The sequence below is a fragment of the Streptomyces sp. SD15 genome (genome assembly GCF_054462255.1).
On record NZ_JBTLMO010000038.1, the window covers coordinates 73003 to 84256 of the forward strand.

The window sequence follows — 11254 nt, forward strand, 5'->3', positions numbered from 1 at the left end:
GTTCCCGGCGCGGGAGACGATCAGCAGTCCGAGGAGGGCATGAGGTCGGACGGCAGCGGGTGTGTGGTGTCTCCGATGGGGGATTGCGTGGGCAGCGTGCGGACGACGCCGGTGCGGTCGGCGAGCTGCTGGCGCAGCAGACGGTTCTCCGTCATCGACTGGTGCAGGGCGCCGACCAGCGCCTCGACGTCGGTCTTCAGCTGGGCGATCTCTTCGGCGTCGGCGGCCCGCAGCTCTTTGAGCTTGCGGACCTGCCGGCGCAGCCGCTTCTCGCTGTCCGGCGTCTGGCCGCGGGCGCGGACCTGGTCGTAGAAGGCGTTCTTCAGATCGGGATGGCGCTGGGTGAGCGCGTTGCGGGGCACCTGTGCCTCCGCCGCGAGCGCGACAATGGTCAGCGCCCCGTTGGAGTGTTCCGGCCGGCCGCCCAGGATGCGGTCCATCGCGTTCTGGATGCGGTCGCGTTCATCGGGGGCGGGGCTCATGTGGTCGGCTCCTGGGCGTTGATGCGGTCGTGGACGTGGCGGTCGGCCAGGGCGCGCAGCTGTCCGGCGCGCTGGGACAGCCGGTCGGCGAGCGGGCCGGGCACCGCCTCGGAGGCGGCCTGCTTCTCCAAGGTCTGGGCGTGCTGGAGGAGTTGGTTGGCGTGGTGGTCAGTGCGTGCGACGTTCGCGCAGGACGGCCGGCAGCGGTCCAGCCGCGGGGCGTCGGCGACGTCCAGGCGGTGGCACAGGGCCCGGTCGCTGTTGTAGACGCACATCAGGAACGAGCGCGGGTTGTCGTAGACGGCCAGGGCCGGGTTGCTGAGGATGTCCCGGGCCTGGCAGTGGGTGCGGATCGACCCGGCGAAGGCGGGGGCCTGGGCGGCGGCGTGGATCGCGCGCCGGGCGGCCGGCCCCGAGATTCCTGTTCCGGCGACGAGGTCGGCGTGGAGGGTGGTGAGGGTGTCGGCGGTGGCCCGTGCGGTCTCGATGTCGAGCAGCTCGTGCATGCCGCCGCGGCCGCGGGCCGCGTACCCGGCGCTCATCGCGGTGCGCATGTGCCCGTACTGGATGGCCAGCGCGACCAGCCCGCCCGGGCGGCGCGCGATGTGCCAGGCCAGGGACCGGCGAAAGCGCGCCACCCCGAGCGCCCCGTGCGGGTCGTCAGGAACGACCTCGTGCCCGCGGCCTAGGCGGATCGCGAGCTGGGAGGCCCAGATGGCGAAGTCCTCTATCCGGTGGCGCATCGCCTCGTAGCCGAAGACCCGGCCGGTGGAGACGCGGCCGCGGGGAATGGTGTGGACGCTGGCGTCGAACGGCAGCCCGCCTTCGGGGGCGAGGCGTTCCAGCACGCGGATCGCCGTCACCACCGACGGGATCGCGACCCACGGCACCTCCCGGACCTGCCCGGCCGAGTAGTGGTTGCCGTCCTGGTCGTGGACACCTTTGAAGACCCGCCCGTAGATCAGGTGACGGCCCCCGTCGGACGGGTCGGGGCAGCAGCCGTGCTCCAGGGCCATGACCTCGCCGGGCCGCATGCCGGTCAGGTAGGCCAGGACAATGAAGCAGGCCGCGCTCACGTGCCGCATCAGCTGCGGCGTCTGGGTGAAGTCGATGCTGTCCGTCCACGGTCGGCCCTCGACGGTGCCGGTGACCGGTGTGGACAGCGGGCACGGTCCGGGGTTGCGCCGGACGTAGTCACGGAAGCCCGCGCGCCGTTCGGAACTCAGGTGGCTGTTGACCTGCTTCGTGGGGCAGCCGGCCCGCGCGGCGATGTAGATCTGGCTGACCTGGTGCTCGCCCTTGTGCAGCCGGGCGGGCACCGGTGCACCACGCTGGAGGAGCTGATCGAGGTAGGCCGTCAGGCGGGCCATGGACTCCCAGGTGCCGACGGCCTGTTCGGCCTGCTTGGTCAGCCGGCCGGTCTCTTCCCAGGCGGCCAGGATGTCGTCGGCGAAGTCGTCGACCACGCGCAGAGCTGAGGGATCCCGCTCTCGATCTCTTCGCGCAGGGGATCGACTACTCGAACCCGCCTCCGGTCCTCCGCCACCACAACACCGTGCTCAAGCACATGCAGGCCGCTCTCCTGGGGATCCTCACCTCGGCGGGATTCGAGGTCGAAGAACCAGACAGACACGGGCACGGGAGCATGGTCCAGGTGACGGCCTTCCGGCCCTGATCCACCCACCTCAGGAAAAGGGACGGCGTGAGTTACAGCATGTACGTGTGGCGGTTCGTCGACGGAGAACCCGCCCCGATGGACGAGACCGCGATACGCGACGTACTCGGCCCCGTCACCTTGGGTGATATGCCGGCCGCCGGTCTGCCGGAATCCTGGGAACTCGAAGCCGAAGACGGCGGAGTGGCAGACGTCTACGGTGACGCCCACGGACTCACGTTCAGCCGCTTCTCCCCCGGACGCATCCTCGACCTCGTGGCCGAACTCGCCCGCCGAACCGGCGCGGTGGTCATCCCGCTCAACTGCCCGGCGATCCTGACGACCGAGGCCCACCGGAAACATCTCCCGGAGAACTTCCGGGCGGAAGCGATCGTGGTCCCGCCCGCGGCCCTGACCGGACGGGCGATCTCGCTGACCATCTCCCCGCAGCCGGAACCCCGCCGACGACCGGTCCTTCCGCAGTTCCCGTACCACCCCAACCCGGTGGCCACCGGTTCCGTGACCGCCTCCGACGAGGCATGCGTGTGCTGCGGGCAGGAACGCGGCTGGGTGTACACCGGTCCCGTCTACGCCGCCGACGCCCCGGACACCGGTATCTGCCCGTACTGCATCGCCTTCGGAACCGCCGCCGAACGCTACGGCGCCTCCTTCACCGACACCGTCGACGGCGACGTACCCCAGGACGTCGTGACGGCCGTTCTGGAACGCACTCCGGGATTCACGGCGTGGCAGTCCCCGCGCTGGCTGACGCACTGCGGTGACGGCGCCACCTTCCTCGGCCGTGCCGGGGCCAGGGAACTCGAGGCGTATCCGGACGCGGTGGACCACCTCCGCCGGGAGTGTGCCGGGTGGGAGTGGCCGCCGGACCAGGTCGAGGACTTTCTCGGCTCGCTCGACAAGGACGACCAGCCGACCGCGTATCTCTTCCGGTGCCGGGTCTGCGAGGCCCACCTCGCCTACGCGGACTTCACGTGATCAGGCCGACCGAGCTCGATCACCGCACGACGTGATCCACCCCACCCCCCACCCCGTTCAAACTCCGTTAACAATGGACTGTGATCTCTCCGGTCTCCCCGATACCCCGGAGCGCCCACCGGTCCAGGCCGGAGGCGACTCCCTACGTCGACCTCACCCGCGCCGAGTGGAGCGCGCTGCGCGAGAAGACGCCGCTCCCGCTGACCGCCGAGGAGGTCGAGAAGCTGCGCGGCCTGGGCGATGTCATCGACCTCGACGAGGTGCGGGACATCTACCTCCCGCTCAGCCGCCTCCTCAATCTCTACGTAGGCGCCACCGACGGTCTACGCGGCGCCCTGAACACCTTCCTCGGTGAGAAGGGCTCCCAGGCCGGCACCCCCTTCGTCATAGGCGTCGCCGGCTCCGTGGCCGTCGGCAAGTCGACCGTTGCCCGCCTTCTCCAAGCCCTGCTCTCCCGCTGGCCCGAGCACCCGCGCGTCGAACTCGTCACCACGGACGGCTTCCTGCTCCCCACCAAGGAGCTCGAGGCCCGCGGCCTGATGTCGCGGAAAGGTTTCCCCGAGTCGTACGACCGTCGCGCGCTCACCCGCTTCGTCGCCGACATCAAGGCCGGCAAGGACGAGGTGACGGCCCCCGTCTACTCGCATCTGATCTACGACATCGTGCCCGGCCGGCGGCTCACCGTCCGCCGTCCCGACATCCTCATCGTCGAGGGCCTGAACGTGCTGCAGCCCGCCCTCCCCGGCAAGGACGGCCGCACCCGCGTCGGCCTCGCGGACTACTTCGACTTCAGCGTGTACGTGGACGCCCGCGCCGAGGACATCGAGCGCTGGTATCTGAACCGCTTCCGCAAGCTGCGCGCCACCGCCTTCCAGAACCCCTCCTCGTACTTCCGCAAGTACACCCAGGTCTCCGAGGAGGAGGCGCTCGACTACGCCCGCACGACCTGGCGGACCATCAACAAGCCCAATCTGCTGGAGAATGTGGCGCCCACCCGTGGCCGAGCGACCCTCGTCGTACGCAAGGGCCCGGACCACAAGGTGCAGCGCCTGAGCCTGCGAAAACTGTGACCGCTACCCTGCGGGCATGTTGCATCTCCGCCTGATCAGTCCGGCCGACCGCACCGATGACGTCGTACGACTGATCGAGAAGACGGTCGGCACCACCCATCTCGTCGTCCTGCCGGGAGCCGCCCGCAACCCGGCCGGGGACGTCGTCATGTGCGATGCGGCGCGCGAGGCGGGCGATGAACTCCTCACCGGCCTACGGAAGTTGGACCTCGAGAGCACCGGTTCGATCGCCGTCGAGAACATCGATCTGTCGCTGTCGAAGCGCGCCGACAAGGCGGAGGACGAGGCGCCCGGCGAGGGCGCGGACGCGGTGCTGTGGGAGCACCTTGTGGACGCCTCGAACGAGGAGTCGACGCTCAGCGTCACCTACGTGGCGCTGCTGGCGGTCGCGACGATGCTCGCGGCCTGCGGTGTGATGCTCGACAACGCGATCCTGATCGTGGGCGCGATGGCCGTGGGCCCGGAGTTCGGGCCGCTCGCCGGGATCTCCACGGCGCTGGTGCGGCGCGCCCCGCAGCTGGTGTGGCGGTCGCTGTGGGCGCTGCTCGCCGGGTTCGCGGCGGCGATGGTGCTGACCGCGGGCTTCAGCGGGCTGATGGACGTCTTCGGGCTGTTCGAGAAGTCCATGGTGGAGGCGGCCCGGCCGAACACGGCCTTCATCTGGAAGCCCGACTGGATGTCGTTCGTGGTGGCGTTCCTGGCCGGTATCGCGGGGACGCTCTCCCTCACGTCCGCCAAGTCGGGCGCGCTGATCGGCGTGGCGATCTCGGTGACCACGGTCCCGGCCGCCGCGAACGCCGCCGTGGCCTTCAGCTACACGGACTACTCCCAGACGTGGGGCTCCAGCTGGCAGTTGCTCGCCAACCTCGGCGGCATCGTGCTCGCGGGCACGCTCACGCTGCTCGCCCAGAAGTGGTTCTGGGCGAGGCAGCGCAAGACACAGCTGATCTAACCGAGCGCCGACTTCACCGCGTCCGCGAGCCGCCCCGCCACCGACCGCGCATGGTCGATGTCGGCGGCCTCGACCATCACCCGCACCAGCGGCTCGGTGCCGGACGGACGCAGCAGCACCCGCCCGGTGGAGCCGAGTTCCCGCTCGGCGTCGGCGACCGCGGCCGACAGCTCGGCGGAGCTGTGCACCCGCGAGCGGTCGACGTCGGGCACGTTGATGAGGACCTGCGGCAGCCGGTCCATGACGGACGCGAGGTCTTGGAGCGTACGGCCCGTCTGGGCGACCCGGGCCGCCAGCAGCAGGCCGGTCAGCGTGCCGTCGCCGGTGGTGGCGTGGTCGAGGATGATGACGTGCCCGGACTGCTCGCCGCCGAGGGCGTAGCCGTGCTCCTTCATCTCCTCCAGGACGTAGCGGTCGCCGACGGCGGTCTGGACGAACTTGAGCCCCTCGCGCTCCATGGCCAGCTTGAAGCCCAGATTGGACATGACCGTCGCGACAACGGTGTCGGAGCGCAGTGCGGAACGCTCCCGCATCGCCAGCGCGAGTACGGCCAGAATCTGGTCGCCGTCCACCTCGGCGCCCGTGTGGTCCACGGCGAGGCAGCGGTCGGCGTCGCCGTCGTGCGCGATGCCGAGGTCGGCGCCGTGCTTGAGGACGGCGGCCTTCAGGAGGCCGAGGTGGGTGGAGCCGCAGCCGTCGTTGATGTTCAGGCCGTCCGGCTCGGCGCCGATCGTGATGATCTCCGCGCCGGCGCGGGTGAAGGCCTCGGGCGACACCCGGGCGGCGGCACCGTGCGCCTCGTCGAGGACGACCTTCAGACCGTCGAGACGGTTCGGGAGTACGCCGATGAGGTGGGCGACGTACCGGTCGAGCCCTTCGTCGTACGAACGCACCCGGCCCACGCCCGCACCGGTCGGGCGGTCCCAGGGAGCGCCGGTGCGGTGCTCCTCGTACACGCCCTCGATCCTGTCCTCCAGCTCGTCGGCGAGCTTGTGGCCGCCGCGGGCGAAGAACTTGATCCCGTTGTCGGGCATGGCGTTGTGGCTGGCCGAGAGCATCACGCCGAGGTCGGCACCCAGCACACCGGTGAGATACGCCACTGCGGGGGTGGGCAGCACACCGACGCGCAGGACGTCCACGCCCGCGCTGGCCAGGCCCGCGACCACAGCGGCCTCCAGGAACTCTCCCGACGCTCGCGGATCCCGCCCGACCACTGCCACCGGCCGGTGGCCCTCGAACGTACCCGCCTCGGCCAGCACATGCGCCGCCGCGACGGAGAGGCCGAGCGCCAGCTCGGCCGTCAGATCCGCGTTGGCGACACCGCGCACACCGTCCGTGCCGAAGAGTCGTCCCACTGGTGTCCTCCTGAATGAACCTGAGTGAAGCGCAGTATTCGGAAGTCATCCGATCATGCAAGCCTTTGAGCGCCTTGTGCCGTTATACGCCCTGGGCTGTGATAAACGAACGCCCCGGCGGCACACAGCGTGCCGCCGGGGCGAACGGTCGTACGAATAACGCAGCAGGCAGTGATTAACGCTTGCTGTACTGCGGGGCCTTACGGGCCTTCTTGAGACCGGCCTTCTTGCGCTCGACCGCACGGTCGTCGCGCTTGAGGAAGCCGGCCTTCTTCAGGGCGCCGCGGTTGTTGTCGACGTCGGCCTCGTTCAGCGCACGGGCGACACCGAGACGGAGCGCACCGGCCTGACCGGAGACGCCGCCACCCGAGATGCGGGCGATGACGTCGTAGCGGTTGTCGAGCTCGAGCACCTTGAAGGGCTCGTTGACTTCCTGCTGGTGCACCTTGTTGGGGAAGTAGTCCTCAAGGGTGCGACCGTTGATCTTCCACTTGCCGGTGCCCGGGACGATCCGGACGCGGGCGATGGCGTTCTTGCGACGGCCCAGGCCGGCGGCCGGCTGCGGCTCGCCGAAGCGGCCCGCGAGGGACTCCGAGGTGTACTCACCCTCGACGGGGACCTCGGACTCGGTGGTGTAGTTCTCGATGTCGACGAGCTCGGTCTCGGTCTCTTCGACCGGCTGCTCAACGGTGGTCTCGGCCACGATGCTCCTCAGATTTCTTTTCGTCTTAGGGGGTGGCCGGAACTACTGCGCGACCTGGGTGATCTCGAACGGGACCGGCTGCTGGGCAGCGTGCGGGTGGTTCTCGCCCGCGTAGACCTTCAGCTTCGAGAGCACCTGACGGCCCAGGGTGTTCTTGGGGATCATGCCCTTGATGGCCTTCTCGATGGCCTTCTCGGGGTTCTTCGCCAGCAGCTCGTCGTAGCGGACGGAGCGCAGACCACCCGGGTAACCGGAGTGGCGGTACGCCAGCTTCTGGGTCTTCTTGTTGCCGGAGAGGTGCACCTTGTCGGCGTTGATGATGATGACGAAGTCACCAGCGTCGACGTGGGGCGCGTAGATCGGCTTGTGCTTGCCCCGCAGGATGTTCGCGGCAGTGGTCGCCAGACGGCCCAGGACGACATCCTGGGCGTCGATGACGTACCACTGGCGAGTGATGTCGCCGGGCTTGGGGCTGTACGTACGCACGGTCGTAGCCTTCGCTTCTTCAGTGAGTGGGTCCTGACATGGCCACCACGGACGATCACGACAGCCCTGACCGCACTGCGGTGACGCATACCGCGTGCTGGTCGCTGGTCATCAGCCCCGGTGGACCGGTGTAAGGGCCCCTCACGTGAGAATGAGCAAGCCAATACACATAACGAACTGCAAGAGTACCCGCGGTTCCCTGGACGGGTCAAAACGTGGGTCCGCGACCCCGGTACCTCGGCACTCAGGGTCACGCAAACAGCTCAGTGCACTCAGGGTAAGGCAGCGGCAGGAAGCGCGGCGCACCAAGCACCCCGAGATGCCAGTTTTGCCCGTGTGCAGTCAGGTGACGTCAGGTCACGCTAGGGGCTCAACCTTCCCCCAGTGTGCAATGGCACCCCCCGCGCCCCGTCTAAGATGCGGCCCATGAGTTATGGGCAGGGTGGGCAGGGGGAGCCCCCGTGGGATCCCTGGAAGCCTGGTTCTCAGCAACCCGATTGGGGCCAACAGAACCAGACTCCGGACTGGGCGGCACTCGCTGAGGCGTCCGAGTCGCGCAACAAACGGCGCAGACTGCTGGTGATCGGCGGTGCGGCGGTGGCCACGCTCGCGGTCGGCGCTGTCGTCGCCGTGGCCGTCGTCTCCGCGAACGGCGAAAGCCAGGCCTCGAACACGCCCAGCAAGCTGCCCGCCACCGCGAACATCCCGAGCGACACCACCGCGCCGGTCCCGTCGTTCGCGCCGACGTCGGCTCCTCCCCCGCTGGACCCGATGGACTTCATATCCAGCGCGACCAAGGACACGGCGCCGCTCAGCCCGGACATCCTGTTCCCCGGTTCGCAGCTGACCATGGGCGAGAACGTCTACCGCAAGGGCCCGAAGGCCTCCACGACGAAGTGCGCGACGGCCGCGCAGAGCACGCTCCCCACGGTGCTCACCAAGAACGACTGCACCCGGCTGATGCGCGTCACCTACAGCAAGGACGGCGTCGCGGTGACCGTCGGCGTGGCGGTCTTCGACACCGCGGCACAGGCCGCGAAGGCCAAGACCGAGGCGGACAGCAAGAGCATCATCACCTCGCTGTCCGGCCAGGGCGTCGCCAAGTTCTGCACTACGGCGATCTGCCGCTCGACCACCAACTCCTACGGCCGCTACGCCTACTTCACCCTCGCCGGCTTCACCAACGGCAAGGACGTGACGACCAAGGACACCAAGGTCTTCACGACCGGCGACGACCTGGCCGAGTTCGCCTTCCGCCAGATCCGTCGCCGCGGCGAGGCCCAGGCGTCGACGGCGGCCAACCAGTCGTAGACCGGCCGGCGAGAGCGACCACTCAGCACCAGCCAGTCAGCACCCATCAGTCAGCGGCAACCGGTCAGCACCCATCAGTCACCACCAGCCGGTCAGCAGCAACCGGTCAGCAGCAACCCGCCGACGGCAGCGTCCGCTTGTTCCGCGCCTCCTTGTTGCGCGCGGCGAGCAACTCGTCGGCGGGGTAGCCGACTTCCTCCAGCGTCAGCCCGTGCGGCCGTACGACGTGCACGGCGGAGTCGCGTACACCGGCGGCCAGCACCTTCCCGGGCCAGTCGGGCCCGCGGTGCCCGTCCCCCACGAACAGCAGCGCGCCGATCAGCGAGCGCACCATGTTGTGGCAGAAGGCGTCGGCGCGGACGGTGGCGGTGATGACCCCGTCCTCGTCTCGTGCGAGGCTCAGCTCCTGAAGCGTACGAATGGTGGTCGCGCCCTCGCGCTTCTTGCAGTAGGCGGCGAAGTCGTGCTCCCCGACGAGTCGCCGAGCGGCCTCGTTCATGGCGTCGACGTCCAACGGCCAGTCGTGCCACAGCACATGACTGCGCAGCAGCGGATCGACCCCACCGGGGTTGTCGGTGACGCGGTAGGCGTACCGCCGCCAGATCGCCGAGAAGCGCGCGTTGAACCCGCTGGGCGCCTCCGTAAGGGACCACACCCGCACGTCCTTGGCCAGCCGCCCGGCCAGCCGCTTCAGCAGCTTCTCCTGGTGCTCGGCCCAGAGCGCGACCGGCAGATCGACATGCGCCACCTGCCCCCGCGCGTGCACCCCGGCGTCGGTCCGCCCGGCGACGGTCAGCTCGTACGTCGTCTCCCCCGACCGCGTCACCGTACGCAGCGCGTCCTCGATCTCCCCCTGCACGGTCCGCCGTCCCCCGGCCTGCTTGGCCCATCCGGAGAACTCGGTCCCGTCGTACGACAGGTCCAGCCGCACCCGTACGAACCCGGGCTCCACTTCGTCACTCACACCTAGATCCTCTACCTATATCTCTCAGGTCCCTCTAGAACACCAAAGCGGGCCCGCCCCCGAAGGGACGGACCCGCTCACAGCCAGGCAGTGCCTCAGGCGTCCTTGGACTCGGACTCCGCGGCGGCCTCGTCGGCCGGCTTGGCGTCCTCGACGACCTCGTCGGACTTGGCCTCGACGGCCTCGTCCTTCTTGAGGACGTCTTCCTTGACGGCACGCTTCGTCGCCGCTTCGGCCTCACCGGTGGCCTGCTGGGCCACGGTCAGCGCCTCCACCAGCTCGATGACAGCCATGGGCGCGTTGTCGCCACGGCGGTTACCGATCTTGGTGATACGGGTGTAACCACCCGGACGGTTCTCGTAGCGCGGGCCGATCTCGGTGAAGAGCGTGTGGACGACGCTCTTGTCCGTGATGACCTGGAGCACCTGACGGCGGTTGTGAAGGTCGCCCTTCTTCGCCTTGGTGACCAGACGCTCCGCGTACGGGCGCAGGCGGCGGGCCTTCGCCTCGGTGGTGGTGATGCGGCCGTGCTCGAAGAGCGACTTCGCGAGGTTCGCGAGGAGCAGCTTCTCGTGCGCGGCACTGCCGCCCATACGGGCACCCTTGGTGGGCTTCGGCATGGTGTTTCTCCTAGGTGTCTGCCCCGGCCGTATCAGGTACCGAGGTCAGTGTCCGAGCGGGCGATCACCCGTCGGAGATCCGGGAGCATCCCCGAAGGGGCGCTCCCGGAAGGGGCGCGGGGAACTGCGCGATCAAGCACAGCGCACCCGCACCCACAAACGGACCTTCTGGCCCGAGCTCTTAGTACTGCTCGGTCTCGACGAAGCCCGCGTCCGCGTCGTCGTCCGCGCCAAAGGCGTCAGCGGCGGCGGTCGGGTCGAATCCGGGCGGGCTGTCCTTGAGCGCCAGGCCCATACCGGCCAGCTTCGCCTTGACCTCGTCGATCGACTTCGCACCGAAGTTACGAATGTCGAGCAGGTCGGCCTCGGAACGCGCCACGAGCTCACCCACGGAGTGGATGCCCTCACGCTTGAGGCAGTTGTACGAGCGGACCGTGAGCTCGAGCTCCTCGATCGGCAGCGCGAGGTCGGCGGCAAGGGCGGCGTCCGTGGGGGACGGGCCCATGTCGATGCCCTCGGCGTCGATGTTGAGCTCGCGGGCGAGCCCGAAGAGCTCGACCAGCGTCTTACCGGCGGAAGCCATCGCGTCACGCGGACGCATGGCCTGCTTGGTCTCGACGTCGACGATCAGCTTGTCGAAGTCGGTGCGCTGCTCGACACG

General features: G+C 69.1%; 12 protein-coding genes. 4 read left to right on the top strand and 8 right to left on the bottom strand.

Annotated features, from left to right (window positions below; genetic code table 11):
* Positions 1-20: 20 nt before the first annotated feature.
* Together ACX28W_RS31095 and ACX28W_RS31100 are read right to left on the bottom strand one after the other, a co-directional pair.
* Entirely contained in the window at positions 21-482 is a 462-nt protein-coding gene (locus ACX28W_RS31095) for a hypothetical protein (protein WP_459003119.1), read from the bottom strand.
* On the bottom strand, positions 479-1948 hold the full coding sequence (locus tag ACX28W_RS31100; RefSeq protein ID WP_459003120.1) for a site-specific integrase: 1470 nt from the start codon (positions 1946-1948) through the stop codon (positions 479-481). Before ACX28W_RS31100 ends, ACX28W_RS31095 begins: the two co-directional genes overlap by 4 nt.
* Before the next feature lie 236 nt (positions 1949-2184).
* Between ACX28W_RS31100 and ACX28W_RS31105 the strand changes: the two genes are divergently transcribed.
* The 3 genes from ACX28W_RS31105 to ACX28W_RS31115 all read left to right on the top strand — a co-directional run bounded on the left by ACX28W_RS31105 (position 2185) and on the right by ACX28W_RS31115 (position 5154).
* A complete protein-coding gene (locus tag ACX28W_RS31105) occupies positions 2185-3132 on the top strand; it encodes a CbrC family protein (RefSeq protein ID WP_459003121.1) in 948 nt (315 codons plus the stop codon).
* An 80-nt stretch (positions 3133-3212) separates the two neighbouring features.
* Entirely contained in the window at positions 3213-4202 is a 990-nt protein-coding gene (coaA, locus tag ACX28W_RS31110; protein WP_459003123.1) for a type I pantothenate kinase, read from the top strand.
* Positions 4203-4218: 16 nt separating this feature from the next.
* Positions 4219-5154, top strand: coding sequence for a DUF389 domain-containing protein (locus ACX28W_RS31115; protein ID WP_459003125.1), 936 nt, complete (start codon positions 4219-4221; stop codon positions 5152-5154).
* Here ACX28W_RS31115 and glmM read toward each other — a convergent pair.
* The 3 genes from glmM to rplM all read right to left on the bottom strand — a co-directional run bounded on the left by glmM (position 5151) and on the right by rplM (position 7698).
* Positions 5151-6509 carry a phosphoglucosamine mutase gene (gene glmM / locus ACX28W_RS31120; RefSeq protein WP_459003127.1) on the bottom strand — a complete coding sequence of 453 codons (1359 nt, stop codon included), beginning with the start codon at positions 6507-6509 and terminating at the stop codon, positions 5151-5153. The two genes, ACX28W_RS31115 and glmM, sit on opposite strands and share 4 nt — an antisense overlap.
* A 175-nt stretch (positions 6510-6684) precedes the next feature.
* Positions 6685-7212, bottom strand: coding sequence for a 30S ribosomal protein S9 (rpsI, locus tag ACX28W_RS31125; protein WP_459003128.1), 528 nt, complete (start codon positions 7210-7212; stop codon positions 6685-6687).
* A gap of 42 nt (positions 7213-7254) precedes the next feature.
* A complete protein-coding gene (gene rplM, locus ACX28W_RS31130) occupies positions 7255-7698 on the bottom strand; it encodes a 50S ribosomal protein L13 (RefSeq protein WP_405880301.1) in 444 nt (147 codons plus the stop codon).
* Positions 7699-8124: 426 nt separating this feature from the next.
* Between rplM and ACX28W_RS31135 the strand changes: the two genes are divergently transcribed.
* On the top strand, positions 8125-9009 hold the full coding sequence (locus ACX28W_RS31135; protein WP_459003129.1) for a hypothetical protein: 885 nt from the start codon (positions 8125-8127) through the stop codon (positions 9007-9009).
* Positions 9010-9115: 106 nt separating this feature from the next.
* Here ACX28W_RS31135 and truA read toward each other — a convergent pair whose 3' ends face one another.
* The 3 genes from truA to ACX28W_RS31150 form a co-directional block, all read right to left on the bottom strand.
* Positions 9116-9973: a tRNA pseudouridine(38-40) synthase TruA gene (truA, locus tag ACX28W_RS31140; protein WP_459003130.1), complete on the bottom strand. Its 858-nt coding sequence runs from the start codon at positions 9971-9973 to the stop codon at positions 9116-9118.
* A 95-nt stretch (positions 9974-10068) separates the two neighbouring features.
* On the bottom strand, positions 10069-10593 hold the full coding sequence (rplQ, locus tag ACX28W_RS31145) for a 50S ribosomal protein L17 (RefSeq protein WP_362065463.1): 525 nt from the start codon (positions 10591-10593) through the stop codon (positions 10069-10071).
* Positions 10594-10774: 181 nt separating this feature from the next.
* Positions 10775-11254: DNA-directed RNA polymerase subunit alpha C-terminal domain-containing protein (locus tag ACX28W_RS31150; protein WP_459003131.1), on the bottom strand; the 480-nt coding region annotated here is incomplete at its 5' end.